The sequence below is a fragment of the Neptuniibacter halophilus genome (genome assembly GCF_030295765.1).
GTDB lineage: Bacteria > Pseudomonadota > Gammaproteobacteria > Pseudomonadales > Balneatricaceae > Neptuniibacter > Neptuniibacter halophilus.
The window spans coordinates 3,649,392-3,667,541 of record NZ_AP027292.1; the positions used below are offsets into that span (position 1 = coordinate 3,649,392).

Sequence of the window (18,150 nt, forward strand, 5' to 3'; positions counted from 1 at the left end):
TCTGTAAAGAAACGGAACTGTCAGCTTACCGACAGTACATAAAAACAAGAGGCATACAGAAGATGATTTACGCTAAGCCAGGAACAGAAGGTTCCGTCGTTTCCTTTAAAGAACGTTATGGCAACTTTATCAATGGTGAGTGGAAAGAGCCGGTAAAAGGCCAGTACTTCACTAACCATACGCCTGTTACCGGTGAGCCGGTATGTGAAATTCCTCGCTCTACTGCGGAAGATATTGAACTGGCGCTGGATGCTGCACACGCGGCCAAAGATGCCTGGGGCAAAACTTCTGTTACTGAGCGTTCTAACCTGCTGCTGAAAATTGCAGACCGCATCGAAGAGAACCTTGAGAAACTGGCTGTAGCCGAAACCTGGGATAACGGTAAAGCGGTACGTGAAACGCTGGCTGCCGATGTGCCTCTTTCTGCAGATCACTTCCGTTACTTCGCAGGTTGTATCCGTGCTCAGGAAGGTACCATCGGTGATATCGATGAAACTACCGTTGCTTACCACTTCCACGAGCCACTGGGTGTCGTGGGTCAGATTATCCCCTGGAACTTCCCACTGCTGATGGCAGCGTGGAAACTGGCGCCTGCACTGGCTGCTGGTAACTGTATTGTTCTTAAGCCTGCTGAGCAGACTCCGGTATCTATTCTGGTACTGATGGAGTGCATCGGCGACCTGCTGCCTGCAGGTGTACTGAACGTAGTTAACGGTTTCGGTGCAGAAGCAGGTCAGGCACTGGCAAGCAACACCCGTATTGCCAAGATCGCTTTCACCGGTTCTACACCAGTTGGCTCACACATCATGAAGTGTGCTGCTGAGAACATCATTCCTTCTACTACTGAGCTGGGCGGTAAGTCTCCAAACGTTTACTTCAGCGACGTAATGGATCAGGAAGATGAGTTCGTAAGCAAAGCAGTTGAAGGTGCGGTTCTGGCTTACTTCAACCAGGGTGAAGTATGTACTTGTCCTTCCCGTTTGCTGGTTCAGGAAGATATCGCTGATGCCTTCATCGCTAAAGTGATTGAGCGTGCTGCACAGATCAAGCGTGGCAACCCGCTGGATACAGAAACCATGGTAGGTGCACAGGCTTCTCAGGAACAGTTCGACAAGATTCTGGGTTACATGGACATCGGCCGTGAAGAAGGTGCTGAGATCCTGATGGGTGGCGGTGTTGAGCAGCTTGAAGGCGAGTTCGGCAACGGTTACTACATCAAGCCGACTCTGATCAAGGGCACCAACGACATGCGTGTCTTCCAGGAAGAGATCTTCGGTCCTGTTGTATCGGTAACAACCTTTAAAGATGAAGCTGAAGCTCTGGCTATCGCTAACGATACTGAGTTCGGTCTGGGCGCGGGTGTATGGACTCGTGACACTAACACTGCATACCGCATGGGTCGTGGCATCCAGGCCGGTCGTGTATGGATGAACTGCTACCACCTGTACCCGGCACACGCTGCATTCGGTGGTTACAAGAAGTCCGGTGTTGGCCGTGAAACTCACAAGATGATGCTTGAGCATTACCAGCAGACTAAAAACATGCTGGTTAGCTACAGCGCTAATCCTCTGGGCTTCTTCTAAACGAAGCCTGTCAGGAGTTTGCAGCAGGACACTGCAGACTCCACTCTCTAAGCTATTTGATGTAGCTTCTTGCGTTTATTGCGGCCCCTCTGGGGCCGCTTTTTTATTTGCCCAAAGTGTTAAGTCACGTGCCGGCGAGTCAGTGTTTCTGCGATCTGTGCAGAAGGGTCTTTGCAGCTTGTTGTTACGCTTTTTCAGGACTCTCCGGGGGTGGTCCAGTAGAGGAAAAAATCTTCCTGACGCAGGAGGTGATAGGTGGTTTCTGTTGCCAGGGTGCGGGGAATAATAAACTCATGGTCGCTGAGCTGTTCAACCTGATAGGAGTTATCCGGCGGGCTGAGCAGAATCGCGGTAAGTTCTGAGGCATTCCAGCTATAGTTCTGCATCGGCAGGCCAAACTGTCTGGCAATATCCTGCTCATTCCATGATGGCTGAATCAGGTTGAGGCTGTAGCAGGCACTGGGGCTGCAGAGCTGGGCCAGTTCTGTATCAATCAGATACACATCACCGTGAATCTGGCGGGGTGTCTGCAAACTGCAGGCCGCCAGAGCAGAGGCCGCAACGCCAATGATCAGTGAATTTTGCATACCACGGTAGTTCACCAGGGCTCTCCTTGCTTATGTTTAGCAGGATGTTGAGATCCTGCTTATGAGTCTAGTCCATTGTACCTGAGTGGGTTACAGATCGAATATTTTACCCGGGTTCATAATCTGGTTCGGATCGAGCGCCTGCTTCAGTTGTCTCATCAATGCCACAGCGGGGCCGTGCTCTTCCAGCAGGTAGGCTTTTTTGCCCACGCCGATACCATGTTCACCGGTGCAGGTGCCTTCATAGCGTAAAGCATTGGCAACAATCTTCCGGGACAGGCTGCGGGCCTGTTCCGACTGGTCGGGCTGCTTCGGATCGAAAACAATCAGCATGTGGAAGTTACCGTCACCCACATGGCCGACGATCGGGCAGGCGAGCCCTGTTTCGGCGGCATCCTGCTCAGCCTGCAAAATGCAGTGCGCCAGTTCAGAAACTGGCACGCAGACATCGGTTGTCAGCACCTTGCCGCCGGGCAGCAGTTGGTGGGCCGCATGATACGCATTATGGCGTGCGCTCCACAGCGCATTGCGTTGCTCTGTTGAATCCGCCCACTGAAAAGCGCTGCCACCAAACTCGTTACAGATATCCTGCATAGTGGTGATCTGCGTATCGAGACTGGTCTGCTCGCCATGGAACTCCATAAACAGAGTCGGGCTTGCAGAGAATCCCTCTAGTTTTGAGTAATCAATGCAGGCCTGCATCTGCAAGCCATTGAGCAGCTCTATGCGGGCCAGAGGCAGCGCCATCTGTCGTGCGTTAATAACGGAATCAACGGCGTCTGCGAGGGTTTCGAAACTACAGACTGCAGCACGGATCTGCTCAGGTACAGGATGCAAGCGAAGCTGTACCTCGGTAATGATCCCCAGTGTACCTTCAGCGCCGACAAACATAGCAGTGAGATCATATCCGGCCGCACTTTTTCGGGCACGGCCGCCTGTGCGGATAATCTCGCCGCTGGCGGTCACTATCGTCAGGCCAATGACCGCATCGCGCATGGTTCCGTAGCGCACGGCATTGGTACCGCTGGCGCGGGTGGATGCCATCCCGCCAAGGCTGGCATTGGCACCCGGATCAACCGGAAAGAAAAGCCCGTCATAACGAAGCGCTTTATTCAGTGCTTCGCGGCTCACACCAGCCTGTACCCGGCAATCCATGTCTGCCGCGTTGATCTCCAGTACCTGATCCATCTCGCTCAGATCCAGACAGATGCCACCCTGTAAAGCAAGCAGGTGGCCCTCAACCGAGGATCCCGCTCCGTAAGCAATGAGTGGAATTTTATAGCGGTTACACAGGCTGGCGATCTGCGCGACCTCTTCTGTACTGAAAGGATAGATAACGGCGTCCGGCGGCATACAGCCGTAACTGTCTTCGCCCTGACCGTGTTGTTCACGGACAGCCTGTGAAAGATGGATGCGATCGGCCAGCGTGGTCGCCAGCTCATTGATGACTCGTTTCAGGTCGGCTTGAGAGTAGGGCTTAGACTGATGCATAGACTACTGAACTTTTGTTGTTATTGTTCAGTTTATTAAAGCAGGAACTGCGTAGAAAAACAGTAGAAAATCAGGGGGATATGGCAGTCCGTCGCCGTTCCCTGTGTTCTTGTCCCTGAACAGTGTGTGCAGAATACCCGGTCTTGATTACGCTTTTATGACGAAGCGGTCTGGACCAGCTGCTGAAATTCGCTCGCGATTAACTGCCGCAGGCGCAGGGTTAACATGCCGGAGGGTTTGCTGGCGCTGGGTAGCAGACGGGTCAGGCTGGTCGCCACAGCCGGATTAAACTGACGTTCATTGCCGGCCAGACGGTAGAAGCGGTTAACCTGAGCGGTACCTGCTTCTGCATCTGCTTCGACCATAAGCATGGCCTGGGCCAGTACACCCTGACGCACGCCGCGCTGATTGGGTGGTGAGATGCGATAGCGCTGCGCAGTACCTGTGACCTTCAGGCCGTCAACATTCAGGTTATAGCGACCATCACAGTAGGAGCCGGGTGTTTCTCCGTAATCTGCCTGCAGGCCCAGTTGACTGAGCGCGCCACGGATCGGCTCGCAGAGTGCCAGGTAGATCTGGTCAAGGTTGTATTGTGAGGCTTCGGTTTGGGGAAAGATCAGGCTGAAATTAAGGATGCCGGGTTGCAGGGGAACACTGGTGCCCCCGCTGTCGCGAATATTCACTGGCCAGTCTTCGGCTGCTAACCGCTGACAGGCCTCTTCGAAACGGGGAAAGCGCGTTTCTTTTCGGGTGACGATCAGCGATTGCGGCGCTTCCCAGAGCCGTGCAGTGGCCCCACGTTTGCCCTCAGCCACTTCACGTAAAAGCAGACTGTCGCGCAGTAGTGCAGCTTCTGCACTGTCAGCCAGCGGTTCGTTAATCAGGCGCCAGCGTGGCGGGTCAGAAAAGATCGTATGGAAATCCGGGTGCTCAGATATCACAGGGTAGGTAGCCTTGGCTGAGAGGTTCACAGGTTAGCGGGAATTTTGCTATGATCGCGCCCCCAATACCAGTATCACCTGCCTGAAAATGAACCGAAGAATTGCTGCTGCCAATGTGGACGACCTGAAAACATGGGTCAAGTACAACCGAAATTTGTGCCAGAGCTGTCGCGGAACCTGTTGCAGCCTGCCGGTAGAGGTGCGTTTCTCTGATCTGGTGCGGATGGGCGTGGTGGATGAATTCGAGGCCGATGAGCCCGCCAAGAAGCTGGCAAAGCGGTTGATGAAGGAGGGGATTGTCGGCCACTTTAATCACAAAACCGAGATCTATACGCTGGCTCGTTACGCCAACGATGATTGTATCTATCTGGATCAGCGCAGCCGTCTCTGCCAGATCTACCTGCAGCGTCCGGAAACCTGTCGCAATCACCCGCAGATCGGGCCGAAACCAAATCACTGCGCTTACCAGCCCAAATAAGATGACCGGGCGCAGGCTTTGCCCGGTCAGCGGTTCAACTTAGCCGTTTTTGTCTTTCAGCATCTGCTTCAGTTCATTGATCTGCTGTGACAGATCTTCCAGAGTCAGTTCACCTTCGGCAATAGCGCGCTCTTTCTCCTCCTGCGCATGTTCGCTTTCCATCACATTTACCACGATGCCGATCACCATATTGAGGAAGGCGAACGTGGTAAGAAAGATAAAGGTGAGGTAGAAGATCCAGCTAAACGGGTAGACTGCCATGGTTTCGTACATGACATCGGTCCAGTCCTCAAAGGTCATCACCCGGAATAGGGTGAGCATGGCGATGGAGATATCACCCCAGAGGTTTTCATTGATACTGGCAAAGAACGAGGCGCCGATCGCCGCGTAGATATAAAAAATGATAAACATCAGCAGGATGACGTAACCGAGCTGGGGCAGTGCCTTGATCAGCGAGTTAAGCAGCATGCGCAGCTCAGGGATGATCGATACCATTCGCAGCACACGAAAGATACGGATCAGCCGGCCGATCAACGCCATCTCGCTGTCCTCAATCGGGATCAGGCTGACAATCACTATCAGGCTGTCGAACAGGTTCCAGGGGTTTTTGAAGAAATCTTTTTTATTCGGCTCGCCAAGAAACCGGATACTGATCTCAACAAGAAAGAACAGAGTGATGCCGGTATCCAGCCAGGCGATCAGGGTCAGAACCTGGGGCGGGATATCGTAAGTTTTAGCGCCGATGACCAGCGCGGAAAAGATAATGACAGCAACCACGAATAGCTCGAAAGCGCGGTTACTGCGTAGCTTAAAGAAACTGTCCTGAAGGGATTGTGTGTTCATCTGCAAACCGTTTAAACAAAGTTACCGGGCTGAACTTTACTGTGCTTTGCAGTGGAAAAATAGTAGGAGAAAGCAGTAATTTCAGAGCGGCTGAAAGACGGCTCTCTCCCGGCTGGTCAGGCCTCCTGTGCTAAAGGAATACGCGGGTGGCGTTTACGGCGCTGGAACAGAATACTTTCGGCGCTGAAGATAGCCAGCGCGGTCCAGATCAGAACAAAGGTCAGCAGCCGCTGTGAATCCATAGGCTCATCGTAATAGAACACCGCCAGCAGGAAGGCGATACTCGGGCCGATATACTGCAGCAGGCCGATCAGGGTCAGGCTCAGGCGGCGTGCACCCGCTGCAAAAGCCATCAACGGCAGGCTGGTGACTATCCCCGCGCACATCAGCAGATAGACCGTCTCTGCCGACGCCGAAATGATCTGCAACTGATCCTGACTGTAGAGCCAGCCCATGTAACTCAGGGCGATGGGCGTCAGCCACAGGGTTTCCATCAGCAGACCGGTGATGGAATCGACCGGAATCTTTTTACGCAGGGCGCCATAGATCGCAAAACTGGTAGCCAGCACCAGAGCAACCCAGGGCAGGTGCCCCAGCAGGATCACCTGCATCAGGACGCCGACAGCAGCCAGCGCAATCGCCATCCACTGCATCATCCGCAACCTTTCTGCAAAGAATACCATTCCAAAAATCATACTTATCAATGGGTTAATAAAATAACCTAAGGTTGCCTCAACGATCATGTTCTGGCTGACAGCCCAGATAAAGACCAGCCAGTTAACCGAAATAACGGCCGCAGAGAGGGCCAGCCCGTAAAGCACACTGGGCCGCTGAAACAGTGCGATCAGATCACCCAGTCGCCGGGTCAGGCAGATAAACAGAAGCAGAAATACTGCAGACCAGATCACCCGGTGTACAATGACCTCAACCGGTGAGATATGCGCAACCGATTTAAAATAGACCGGTACCAGACCCCACATGAGGAATGCCGCCAGCGCATAATAAACCCCTTTGGTGTGTTCGCTTTGTGATTGCAGATCGGTCACTTAAACCTCCTTGGCAGGTGCTGCTTCCGGGCGGGAAACATCACGAAACAGAAACCGACGCTGAAAATCAGGGTGGGCGAGTTGTACCAGCCGGGTGATCAGACAGATCACCACCAGACTGAAGAAGAGCCGGGCCCAGAGTACCCCGGACAGATCAGCTCCCATGGTCAGTACCAGCAGGGTATCTTCAATGATGCTGTGACACAGGCTGAGCAGACAGAGAGCGGAAAAGCAGTCTTTAGGACTGACCCGGCCGCTTTCAGCCTCGCGGATCAACAGACCTCCGCCAAACGACAGGCCCAGCGTGACACCGATGATCGCCAGTGAGGTTGCCTGCCGACTGATCCCCATTAAACACAGCAGGGGCTGTAGCAGCCATATCATCAGCCGTTCTATATGCAGCCAGCGCAGCAGACGTAACAGGCTGAGCAGGGCGCTGACGATCACAATGATCATGGCAAAGCTCTGCAACTGGTTGAGGCTCCATTGCCACAGATCAGGATCTGCCGATGCCGGCTGCCAGACCAGTTCCACCGGTTGCTGCAACCAGCCGCCCCAGCGATAGATAAAGCTGAGCAACGCCCCCAGCGCAAGCGCTGCCAGCATCCGCAGCAGCAGTGCAAACAGCAGGCGGACACCGGCCCGCTGGGTGACACGCAGCTCCAGTGGCAAACTGTGAGCCATCAGCATCATGCTGCTGAGTACCGTAACCTGTGCGACAGTCAGGTTCTCCTGTGGCGCACTCTGGAAGAAGATCACCATGCCAGCATAGATATTGGTCAGCATGGTTGTGGTCCAGACCAGCCCCATGCTGTCCGGCAGGCCAACCAGTTGCATCAGCGGCTCGAACAGGGCGCTGATATAGGGAATCATTCCGGCTTCTTCAAGCAGTTTTACCGCAATCACAATGGGAATGGTCAGCTTAAACAGCAAAAAGCAGACATCGTAAATCTCCCGGCCAAGTGATGGCAGGGTTTCACGGAAAAACTGTTGCGGTGTAACGGGATTAAGCATCGGGCTGACTTCCGGAGTGGAAAGAGGATCAATTCTATTTCAACTGATTGAAATATTATTTCGTTTATCAAAGCAGGATTTTCTGAAAGTTTAATTTTTAGATGATAAATTTAATCTAATTAAGCAATCAGCCTTACTAACGAAATATTATGAAATACGAGATTGACCGCATCGACCGGCATATCCTCCGATGCCTGCAGCAGGATAACCGGATCAGTAATCAGAAACTGGCAGAAGAGGTGGGCCTCTCTCCACCGGCTTGTCTGCGTCGGGTACGAAAATTGCGCGAGGAAGGGGTGATCATGGCCGATGTGTCGCTGATCAACCCACGCATGATTGGTCAGTCCCTGAATATTATTGTTGAGGTTGAGATGGGGCGTGACTCCATCGATGTTCACGATAACTTTATGCGTAAGATGCAGCAGGCTGCCGAAGTGACTCAATGCTATCAGGTCACCGGTGAGATCGATTTTGTACTGGTGATTGTGGTGCGGGATATGGAGGCCTACGAGTCTTTTGCCCGGCGCGAACTGGCGAGTGACCCGAATCTGCGTAAGTTCAGGTCACTGATCTCACTGCGCAGAAATAAATTTTCCACGCAACTGGATGTGGATCAGCTCTGATTGGTCACTGACTGTCAGCGCACAGAGCAGTGAGGGCAGCAAATGAGCACGAAATGGACAAACCGTGTGGCCTTGCGGGCGGTGTTAATCGTACACTGCCGTCCCGGAAGTTTGACGACGTAACTGTTCGTTGAGCTGCTGCATAAACTGAGGATGATCCGCCAGATAGCGTTTTGAAATATAAGCCCCCATGGGCATTGGTTTTTCGACTATCTGTAAAAATCGTTGCGGATCGATGCCGAGGCGCCGGCAGCTATCAAGAAAAACATGCTCAGCAAGAAATACCGCATTCACCCGGCCCCGTATCAGGGGTTTTAAAAGGTCATCAACATCGCCCGGTGTGTAGGTTACACGGTAGTCATGTTCCAGCAGCCAGCGATGGGTGTTGGTATTGAGATGGGTCGCAATGCCCGCCTGTGATTTGAATGCCATGTCGTCGGGTAACAGAGGCGCATCACTTCGCAGGAACCATGACCAGCGGTTGATCAGCACCGGGTCTGATAACACGGCAATCTGGTTGCGCTCGCGGTTTTCAGATGCCAGGAAAAAGCCATCATAGTGTCCCTTGCGTACTTCCTGAACAGCCCGTCCATAGTTTGGAACCAGTGAAAATACATAGGGCTGTCGAAGTGCCTGCAGCGCACTTTCCAGTTGCTCAATGCCCACGCCCCTGAACTGGCCATCAGCATAGTAGGTCAGGGGAGGGAAGTCGGGGACTGCCAGTCGGATAGGGTGTTCGGCTCTGCTCTGAACGCTCAGAAAAAGCAGCAGTACGGTAAAGAGAAGGCTGTATAAACGATTCTGCACAGGCCGGTTCCTGTTTGATTACTGAGTGTTTATTAAAAGGTATAAAGTGGTCAGCAGAAAGTCAAAAAAAGCCGGCCAATAATGGCCGGCAAAAGAAGCACGTTTGTAAGGTACTTGCGCACAGACTCAGAACAGCTCTGCCAGGGAGAGTCGTTATAGCCGCGACGCAGGCTCTTGGGGTAACTACAAACGTTATGGTGAAGATCTTTACGGTGATAGTTCGGTGACATGCTGCCTGAACAGGCTCAGGCAGCACATTCGTCAGCTATCAGAATTACGTTTAACCTCTTCATACCAGAGATCATGGTGCTGTTTAGCCCAGGTCTCATCGACATAACCGGTTTTCATTCCCTCCAGCGCACCTTCAGTACCGATGGTGCCGATATAGATATGGCCAAGGGACGCTGCCATCAGGATCAATGACCCGGCAGCATGCAACAGGTTAGCGATCTGCATCGTTTCGCGGATCTGGCCAAAGTTCTGGAAATCCAGTACCAGACCGCTGCCGCAAACGACAAGACCTACGATTGTGAGTAACCAGAACCAGACTTTTTCACCACCGTTCATATAGCCCGCACTGGGGTGGGCTTTACCGATGATGCCGCCGCCTTTCAGGAACCAGATCAGATCATTGCGGTTGAAAAAGTTATGCTTGATCCAGCGCACGATCATAAACAGCAGGCCCAGCACAAACAGCGGCCCAAGGTAGTTATGCGCCAGTTTGCAGAACATGATGTAGCTCGCCCAGAGCGAATCACCCATCGCTGCTTTGAGGAAGAACTTGCCGTAGAGCAGGCTCAGACCGGAGAGTGCGAGGATGATAAACAGTACCGCAACCGTCCAGTGATTGGCGCGATCGAGACGTTTCCAGCGCTCGATCAACTGACCGGAACGCGGATGATCGAGTTTCTTCTGCCCGACCAGCAGGTAGAAGATCAGCAGAACCCCGAGTGTACCGCCGATGGCATACAGCCCGGCTGGCGTGATCCACTGATTACGCCAGTGACGCCATTCCTCGCCCTTGACGTTAATCAGCTGGCCGGCTTCGTTACCCTGTGCCTGGGTACGGCCGGTTTCACCCTGCTGAACCACCTGCCAGTACTCTGCACCGGCAAACCCCGCGACTTTAGCGTCGGAAGGTGTTGCCTGTACCTGAGCTGCAAACAGCAGGCCCAGCAACAGTAACAAGTGAGATGGCAATATAATACGGAGCATAAAGTCTCCTTAAATCGTGCAAGCCGGATGGAAACCATCCGGCATAGGTTGGTTATCAGACTTTTGCTGAGGCATCGTAGGCCAGGTCTTCTTCGTTCATCGACCATGCGCCATCCTTGTGACCACGATAGATCACACGCTCACGGAAGATGTCAGAAACCTGATCAGCGTCACCCGCCAGCAGGGCTTTGGTAGCGCACATCTCAGCACACATCGGCAGCTTGCCTTCAGCGATACGGTTGGCACCGTATTTCGCTTTCTCAGCAGGGCTGTTGTCCTCTTCAGGGCCGCCGGCGCAGAAGGTACATTTGTCCATCTTGCCGCGCTCACCGAAGGCTGCATCGCTCGGGAACTGCGGTGCGCCAAACGGGCAGGCGTACAGGCAGTAACCGCAACCGATACAGAGATCCTTGTTATGCAGGACGATGCCATCGTCAGTCTGATAGAAGCAGTCGGTCGGGCAGACCGCCATGCACGGCGCATCGGAGCAGTGCATACAGGCGACCGAAATAGAGGTTTCACCCGGTTCGCCATCGTTGATGGTTACAACACGGCGGCGGTTTACACCCCATTCTACTTCGTTTTCGTTTTTACAGGCTGTGACGCAGCCATTGCACTCAATACAGCGCTTGGAGTCACAGAGAAATTTCATTCTAGCCATGGTCTGTTACCTCCTTAAGCCGTTGCTTTCTGAATGCGACACAGGGTGACCTTAGTTTCCTGCATCTGAGTGACTGGGTCATAACCATAGGTGGTCGCGGTATTCGCCGCTTCACCCACCACGTAAGGTGCTGCACCTTCCGGGTACTTATCGGTCAGATCTTTACCCTGGTACTTACCGCCGAAGTGGAATGGCATAAACACCACGCCTTCATCGACACGACGGGTGACCAGTGCCTTAACCAGCACCTTGCCGCCTTCAGCACCTTCGACCCAGACATCCTCGCCATCTTTAAAGCCGAGGTTGTTCGCATCCACCGGGTTAACCTCAACAAACATCTCCTGCTGAAGTTCGGCCAGCCATGGATTAGAACGGGTCTCTTCACCGCCACCCTCGTATTCCACCAGTCGGCCGGAAGTCAGAATGATCGGATACTCCTGGGAGAGATCTTTGTCCTGAATCGACTTGTACATGGTCGGCAGACGGTACATGGACTCGGAATCGTTCCAGGTCGGGTACTTGCTCACCAGATCACGGCGTGGCGTGTACAAAGGTTCACGGTGCAGCGGCACCTGATCCGGGAAGGTCCAGACCACGGCACGGGCTTTAGCGTTACCGAACGGCGCACATCCGTGAGCAATGGCAACGCGCTGGATACCGCCGGAGAGGTCGGTTTTCCAGTTTTTGCCTTCAGCCAGTTGTTTCTCTTCAGCGGTCAGGTCATCCCACCATCCCAGTTTCTTCAGCAGCTTATCGCTGAACTCGGGATAGCCATCACGGATATCGGAGCCTTTCGAGAAGGAACCGTCGGCCAGCAGGCTGACGCCATCGCGCTCTACACCAAACCGGGCGCGGAAGGTGAGGCCACCTTCAGCAACGGTTTTGCTGGTATCGTAGAGAATAGGCGTACCCGGGTGACCCTGTTCGGCTGTACCCCAGCAAGGCCAAGGCATACCGTAGTATTCACCGCTGGCTGGGCCGCCTTCACCCTCAAGGGTGTCGTAGTTAAAGGTGTGCCAGTTTTTCTGGTGCAACTTGAGGCGCTCAGGGCTCTGGCCGGTGTAACCAATGGTCCACATGCCTTTGTTGAACTCGCGGGTGATATCTTCAACCACCGGCTGCTCGTTCTTGATTGCAATATTTTTGAACAGTTGCTTATCGAAGCCGAGTTTTTTCGACAGCAGATACATGATCTCGTGGTCGGGCTTCGACTCGAACAGTGGCTCAATAACCTGATCACGCCACTGAATAGAGCGGTTAGACGCCGTAACGGAACCGTAGGTCTCGAACTGAGTACAGGCCGGCAGCAGGTAAACACCGTCTTTGCGGTCAGACATAACTGCCGCATGAGTCGGGTAAGGGTCGATAATCACCAGCGTATCGAGCTTCTCGATCGCCTGTTTCATCTCTGGCCCTCGGGTCTGGGAGTTTACTGCATGTCCCCAGCAGACCATGACCCGCAGGTTATCCTGCTGATCCATCAGTTTCTTGTCTTCCAGAATACCGTCGATCCAGCGTGAAACCGGGATACCTTTGTTGTTGATCGGCTTCAGCTTACGGTACACATTCTGGTCAAAGCGGCTCTGGATCCAGTCGAAGTCGACATCCCAGACTTTAGACCAGTGCTTCCAGGCACCATCGGAAAGGCCATAGTAGCCGGGCAGGGTATGCGAGAGTACACCCAGATCGGTTGCGCCCTGTACGTTATCGTGACCACGGAAGATGTTGGTACCACCCCCGGAGACACCCATGTTACCCAGCGCCAGCATCAGGATGCAGTATGCACGGGTATTATTGTTACCGGTGGTGTGCTGGGTACCCCCCATACACCAGATAACAGTACCCGGACGGTTCTCAGCCAGCTCTTTGGCGGCACGACGCATCTGAGATTCTTTAACCCCGGTAACGTCTTCAACCTCAGCCGGTGTCCATTTCTTAACTTCTTCGCGCACCTCATCCATGCCATAAACGCGCTGGCGGATAAACTCTTTATCTTCCCAGCCGTTTTCGAAGATATGCCACAGCAGACCCCAGATAAACGCTACGTCAGAACCCGGGCGGATGCGGATATACTCGTTGGAGTGGGCCGCAGTACGGGTAAAGCGAGGATCAACGCAGATAATGTGCGCTTTATTACGCTCTTTGGCGCGGAAAATGTGCTGCAACGATACCGGGTGTGCTTCTGCCGGGTTGGAACCGATCAAAATGATCGATTTGGCAAAGTGGATATCGTTAAAGGAGTTGGTCATCGCACCGTAACCCCAGGTGTTTGCAACCCCGGCTACCGTGGTGGAGTGACAGATACGCGCCTGGTGGTCAACATTGTTGGTACCCCACATGGCCGCATATTTACGGAACAGGTACGCCTGTTCGTTGCTGAATTTCGCAGATCCCAGCCAGTAAACAGAATCAGGGCCGGATTCCTGGCGTACCTGAAGCATTTTATCGCCAACTTCGTTGATCGCTTCTTCCCAGGAAAGTTTTTTCCATTTGCCATCAACCAGTTTCATCGGGTATTTCAGGCGACGGTCGCCATGACCATGTTCACGCAACGCTGCACCTTTGGCACAGTGTGAACCGGCATTAAACGGGTGATCAAAAGCGGGTTCCTGACCGGTCCAGACACCGTTCTGTACTTCGGCATACACGCCGCAGCCGACAGAGCAGTGAGAGCAGATAGTACGTTTGACGTCGGTCGGTGCGCTGCTGGATACAGTCGCGGCTTCAGCCTGCTGCATCATGCCCGGTGCCATCATGCCGGCAGTTGCAACACCACCCGCGGCGACCCCGGAGTTCTTCAGGAAACGTCGGCGACTCAGCCCCAGGCCGGCTGCTTGTGACGGCGCCGCAGGCTGATCGGATTTCTTGGTTAGTTTCATGTCCTTACCTCACTGCGGCTGTCAGTTACGTAACGTTTCGTAGAAACTACGTACATGTTCGGTTTCTTTGTAACCGGAACCTTCCTGTTTTTCACCGGATTCGGCGGTGGTGACTTTTGCCTGCACTGTGCCTGCTACAGCCACAGCACCGGCAGCGGTACCTGCCATGCCCAGTTTTTTCAGAAAGCCGCGGCGACCTGTATCAGGCTTTTTTTCCTGGCTCATTGTTTTTCTCCGCATCAACTCGACTGCTCACACAGTCTGGATTACTGCCCTGTTGTTATTGTTGTCCGCCCTCACGTGCGGCAGGGGATAGCTGCAGGTACCAGTTATCCTCCTGTTGCAGAAACGCCTCGCCAAGCAGGCCTACAGCGGTGTAGAACACGGCTCCCTTGGCATTCTGCAAATCCGTAAAAAATCGTTTCGCCCAGCTCTGCAGGTGGGCCTGCCAGAACTGATGCTGGGTTTCATAGCTACGGCCAGTGCTGATCAGCATGCTCATTACCTCACACAGTGCGGCGATGTGATCTTCCGGCTCTTTAACATTGTCCTGGCGTTCAAAGCCAAGCAGTTTCAGGTCTTCACGCAGCAGTACCAGTGGTTTCTCCATCAGGGATCCGGTCAGGTACCAGCAGGCAAAGGGCATTAATTCGCCGCGCCCGACCCCAATAAACAGGTTCTGATACTCATCTTCATTCTGAGCCGGGTTGCTGTAGCGTGCGCTCAGTGCCAGCGTGCTCCAGGCACGGGCCATGGGGGTATCTTCATCCTGATCAGGGGCCAGCGATTCGAGCCATTGAAGCATCTCTTCAGCGGGCGCCTGACGCAGGAGGCTTGCCAGCAGGGCATAAATATCTGCGCGTAGTTCGTCGGTTTCCTGCAGAGCAGGGGCAGCGGTGATCATATTCATCTGTCCAGGCTCCATCAGAGTTCCAGTTGTTTTTCGGGGTTAGCCGCAAGGTCGGTATAAATATCGCCGACCCGGCAGTCTTCACACATTTTCAGTCGATTAATGGCATCACCCTGAAACATGCGGTGGCCACTGAGTTTGCTGAGCATCTTTTCAACGGTGCTGCGTGGTGCAAAAGGTTTGCTGCAACGGATACACTCAAACGCTTCTTCGGCGTGAATCTCTACAGACTGACTGCGTTCAGGCAACAGCGAGAGACGTGGGGTCAGGTTGATCGCCTGTTCCGGGCAACTGGATTCACACATGCCGCACTGCACACAGCTCTGCTCGGTAAAATTAAGGGCCGGCTTTTCTCCACCAGCGGTCAGGGCCTGGGTGGGGCAGACAGCTACACAGGACAGGCACAAGGTGCATTTAGCATGATCTACGTTGACCTGACCAAAAGGAGAGCCCGCCGGCAGGGGAATGAAATCCTGATCAGCGATACCATTCTGGTCGATTAACTGATCCAGAGCGGCAAACAGTGCCGCACGTTTGTTAGTTTCCTCAATACGTCCCTGCGGCATTAACGGAATGTTTTGCAGAGCGGGTTGTTGCAGCAATTCCGTGCTTGATAGCAGGCTCACCTGCTGAGCTGAATAGCCCAGCCCCTGCAACATAATTCCGGTGACTTTTAGTTCTCTTTGCAGTAATGCGCGCATCGATTCAGGCAGCGCCGGTGTATCCAGCAGGAGGACACGGGTCGCGCCGGCAGCGAGGCAACAGAGCCAGGTTTCCTGACCTGCAGCCGCAAGTTCTTCAAGCTGTACCGGAATGACATTATCTGCCAGTTCCGTTCGGACCGTGTTGAGTTGTTCCAGACCCTGTTCATGATCGTGGAACAGAATCACAGGCTCTGCACCGCCGGCCTGCAGGTAAGCATCAATCAGACGCTGCAGGTAATCGTGCATTCTGACCGGTTGCGGCAGGGCGTAACTGATTGCACCGGTAGGGCAGGCGGTTGCGCACCCACCTGCACCATGACACAGGTGCGGTTCGATGCTGATCAACTGATCGATCGAACGGATTGCGTCAGCAGGACACACATCCAGACAGCGGCTGCAGCCGGTCTGGCCACGGCTGCTGTGAGCACAGATGTCGTTATTGATCTGGAAATAGCGTGGCTTCTCGAACTCGCCGATGTAATCCGGCAGTGCAGAGATCAGTGCCTGGAGTTCTGCACTGTCAGGTCGGGCATTAAAGTAACCGGCAGGCGCCAGTTCAGCAGCAAACAGGCTCTCTTCAGCAAGATTCAGAATCAGATCAAAATGAACCCGGTTCTGGGCAATCTTAGCCAGATTTTCCTGCTGCCCCTGATGTTCTACGCTGATCTGAAACTGACCAAGAAACCCTTTACTGCTGCTGATTGCCGCGCGATACAGACGCAGGTCCGGCACTGCGGCCAGTGCGGCTTCAAGCTGGCTTTCATCCCGGGTGCTGATCTTCTCGGTTACGAGCAGGGTAATACTGGCCATGCCTCGAATACGGGCGGCTGCCAGACGGATCTGATCCTCTGCTCCGCAAATCAGAAGATGTCCGTATGTACTGTAGGTAACTGTGGCCGGTGCCAGGTTGTGTGGCAGCATCACTTTCTCAAGTGCCTGCTGACGCGCCCGGGCATTCAGGCTGTGCTCATTTGTCATTCTCTACCTCACCTTACTGCAGCAGCGGCGCTCTGACGTCGCCTCAAACTCCTGCAGCCCCGACCTGCTCTGCTCAGGAGCCGATCGTTATTAGTTTTTATATAAAGCAAACCTGGAACCATAAAGTGCGGGATCAAACTACCTGTAAAGGGAGGTAGATCTGCCGTTTTGTATGGCTTCGATGCTGACTGAGTCATTCTGTCTCGTCAGCGGTTTGCCTGCTGTGTCATTTCGATACCGAAGCTAAGCTGTTGATTTAGCGCTTAACCTTCAAGATCTGCATCGCCCAGATCATCCTCCTCTTCGGGGCTGGTGGTAGCGGCTGCGCTTTCTGCAACCTCCTCATCACTCTCTTGCATTAATTCCTTTTTAACCTGCTGCTCTGCTTCTTCGACTTCCTCATTGACCCAGCTACGTAACTTATCGATTACCGCCTGAGTCAGTTCCGGCATTTTGCTGAAGTCATCGTCATAGTCGTTGAGACCGTCACGCAGATTAAACTCAGGCAGAAGAAACAGTTTGCGCAGGGCCAGATTGCGAAGCTCCTGGCTGACCCCGGGTGAAAAGAACTGGGCGAAGTCCGATTCAGAATCCAGTGTTTCAAGGGCGGGCATATCCGCATCGGTCAGCTCGGGCTCAGTCTCAGCAGCGGGTACCCCTTCTTCTTCCGGGGCTTGCGGAATATCTTCGGCTGAGAGGGCCTCATCCGGTATCGGGTCGTTTCGGCTCTCGGCTTTGCGTTGAGACCAGCGGTTAAAGAATGAAGGCTTATCGCTCACTGCTGCGTCCTTTTCCTTTTTTCTTTTTCTTGCCTGACTCGATCAGCTCACCATGGATGCCAAGATAGGTGTCGATCCAGCACTGAATCGCTTCAGGCATCGGGGTTTCCAGTAACTGGTGCTCTCCATCCATAAAGGAAGCGGCATCATCCTGACTGGCAGTGATATGCACGGGTGTCAGTTGTTCTTCTGCTTCGTCTTCGCTGCAAAGTACAAACAGGTGAGGGCGAACTGAATCCAGATTAAATCGATAGGCTGATCGTTCATCCCGATGCAGTTCGAGCTGCAGCGGGGTATATCCTGCAGTCTGATCCTGTACCGGCAGCAGCTCGCTTATCTTCCATCGCTTACTCTCCCAGCCGGCAACCTCAACGGTCTCTGCCGACAGGGCTACCTGAAGTGGCCAGCACTCAGACGTTCTCGCTTGGTTCATCTATTTATCTCCGCCGTGTGAATCGTTGGATAGAGGTTAACGCTGGCTTCTGCAAAGGCCGGGCCATACATGGGAAAGCACGTAGTAGCAGGGAATAAGCACTGTTTTCGGATACCGGTTAGGGCAAAAGGAATCAGTAGAAATGCGATATGGGACATTTTGACCCACCAGAAAATGA

At 53.6% G+C, this 18,150-nt stretch carries 18 protein-coding genes; 3 read left to right on the top strand and 15 right to left on the bottom strand.

Going from position 1 to position 18,150, the window contains the following annotated elements; genetic code table 11:
• The first annotated feature begins 62 nt into the window (after positions 1–62).
• Entirely contained in the window at positions 63–1,583 is a 1,521-nt protein-coding gene (gene exaC / locus QUD59_RS17150) for an acetaldehyde dehydrogenase ExaC (RefSeq protein ID WP_286238472.1), read from the top strand.
• Between the two features lie 194 nt (positions 1,584–1,777).
• On the opposite strand, the gene QUD59_RS17155 is transcribed toward exaC, so the two are convergent.
• From QUD59_RS17155 to QUD59_RS17165, 3 genes are all read right to left on the bottom strand, one after another.
• On the bottom strand, positions 1,778–2,185 hold the full coding sequence (locus QUD59_RS17155) for a hypothetical protein (protein ID WP_286238473.1): 408 nt from the start codon (positions 2,183–2,185) through the stop codon (positions 1,778–1,780).
• A 75-nt stretch (positions 2,186–2,260) separates the two neighbouring features.
• Positions 2,261–3,661, bottom strand: a complete 1,401-nt coding sequence (locus QUD59_RS17160; RefSeq protein ID WP_286238475.1) for an FAD-binding oxidoreductase — start codon at positions 3,659–3,661, stop codon at positions 2,261–2,263.
• Positions 3,662–3,816: 155 nt separating this feature from the next.
• Positions 3,817–4,602, bottom strand: a complete 786-nt coding sequence (locus tag QUD59_RS17165) for a lipoate--protein ligase family protein (protein WP_286238477.1) — start codon at positions 4,600–4,602, stop codon at positions 3,817–3,819.
• 88 nt (positions 4,603–4,690) lie between these two features.
• Here QUD59_RS17165 and QUD59_RS17170 point away from each other — a divergent pair, with 88 nt between their 5' ends.
• Positions 4,691–5,080, top strand: coding sequence for a YkgJ family cysteine cluster protein (locus QUD59_RS17170; RefSeq protein WP_286238478.1), 390 nt, complete (start codon positions 4,691–4,693; stop codon positions 5,078–5,080).
• A 39-nt stretch (positions 5,081–5,119) separates the two neighbouring features.
• Here QUD59_RS17170 and QUD59_RS17175 read toward each other — a convergent pair whose 3' ends face one another.
• The 3 genes from QUD59_RS17175 to QUD59_RS17185 form a co-directional block, all read right to left on the bottom strand.
• Positions 5,120–5,923, bottom strand: coding sequence for an ion transporter (locus QUD59_RS17175; protein WP_286238479.1), 804 nt, complete (start codon positions 5,921–5,923; stop codon positions 5,120–5,122).
• A 116-nt stretch (positions 5,924–6,039) separates the two neighbouring features.
• Entirely contained in the window at positions 6,040–6,969 is a 930-nt protein-coding gene (gene rarD, locus QUD59_RS17180) for an EamA family transporter RarD (RefSeq protein ID WP_286238481.1), read from the bottom strand.
• Positions 6,970–7,983 carry a hypothetical protein gene (locus QUD59_RS17185; RefSeq protein WP_286238483.1) on the bottom strand — a complete coding sequence of 338 codons (1,014 nt, stop codon included), beginning with the start codon at positions 7,981–7,983 and terminating at the stop codon, positions 6,970–6,972.
• A 149-nt stretch (positions 7,984–8,132) separates the two neighbouring features.
• Between QUD59_RS17185 and QUD59_RS17190 the strand changes: the two genes are divergently transcribed.
• Positions 8,133–8,606 (top strand): Lrp/AsnC family transcriptional regulator, encoded by a 474-nt coding sequence (locus QUD59_RS17190; protein ID WP_286238484.1) that lies wholly within the window; start codon positions 8,133–8,135, stop codon positions 8,604–8,606.
• 84 nt (positions 8,607–8,690) lie between these two features.
• On the opposite strand, the gene QUD59_RS17195 is transcribed toward QUD59_RS17190, so the two are convergent.
• The 9 genes from QUD59_RS17195 to QUD59_RS17235 all read right to left on the bottom strand — a co-directional run bounded on the left by QUD59_RS17195 (position 8,691) and on the right by QUD59_RS17235 (position 17,972).
• Complete coding sequence (locus QUD59_RS17195; protein ID WP_286238485.1) at positions 8,691–9,413, bottom strand: substrate-binding periplasmic protein; 723 nt, start codon at positions 9,411–9,413, stop codon at positions 8,691–8,693.
• A 261-nt stretch (positions 9,414–9,674) separates the two neighbouring features.
• Positions 9,675–10,628 (bottom strand): formate dehydrogenase subunit gamma, encoded by a 954-nt coding sequence (locus tag QUD59_RS17200; protein WP_286238486.1) that lies wholly within the window; start codon positions 10,626–10,628, stop codon positions 9,675–9,677.
• A 55-nt stretch (positions 10,629–10,683) separates the two neighbouring features.
• Positions 10,684–11,289, bottom strand: coding sequence for a formate dehydrogenase FDH3 subunit beta (fdh3B, locus tag QUD59_RS17205; RefSeq protein ID WP_286238488.1), 606 nt, complete (start codon positions 11,287–11,289; stop codon positions 10,684–10,686).
• A gap of 14 nt (positions 11,290–11,303) precedes the next feature.
• Positions 11,304–14,168, bottom strand: coding sequence for a molybdopterin-dependent oxidoreductase (locus QUD59_RS17210; protein ID WP_286238489.1), 2,865 nt, complete (start codon positions 14,166–14,168; stop codon positions 11,304–11,306).
• Positions 14,169–14,189: 21 nt separating this feature from the next.
• Positions 14,190–14,393, bottom strand: coding sequence for a twin-arginine translocation signal domain-containing protein (locus tag QUD59_RS17215; protein ID WP_286238490.1), 204 nt, complete (start codon positions 14,391–14,393; stop codon positions 14,190–14,192).
• Between the two features lie 55 nt (positions 14,394–14,448).
• The gene (locus QUD59_RS17220; RefSeq protein WP_286238491.1) at positions 14,449–15,078 is read right to left on the bottom strand and encodes a TorD/DmsD family molecular chaperone; all 630 of its coding nucleotides are present in this window, start codon (positions 15,076–15,078) and stop codon (positions 14,449–14,451) included.
• A 14-nt stretch (positions 15,079–15,092) separates the two neighbouring features.
• Complete coding sequence (locus QUD59_RS17225) at positions 15,093–16,760, bottom strand: 4Fe-4S binding protein (protein WP_286238493.1); 1,668 nt, start codon at positions 16,758–16,760, stop codon at positions 15,093–15,095.
• Between the two features lie 263 nt (positions 16,761–17,023).
• Positions 17,024–17,539 carry a DUF3306 domain-containing protein gene (locus QUD59_RS17230; protein ID WP_286238494.1) on the bottom strand — a complete coding sequence of 172 codons (516 nt, stop codon included), beginning with the start codon at positions 17,537–17,539 and terminating at the stop codon, positions 17,024–17,026.
• Positions 17,529–17,972, bottom strand: coding sequence for a DUF3305 domain-containing protein (locus tag QUD59_RS17235; protein WP_286238496.1), 444 nt, complete (start codon positions 17,970–17,972; stop codon positions 17,529–17,531). The genes QUD59_RS17230 and QUD59_RS17235 overlap by 11 nt, the downstream gene beginning before the upstream one ends.
• Positions 17,973–18,150 lie beyond the last annotated feature (178 nt).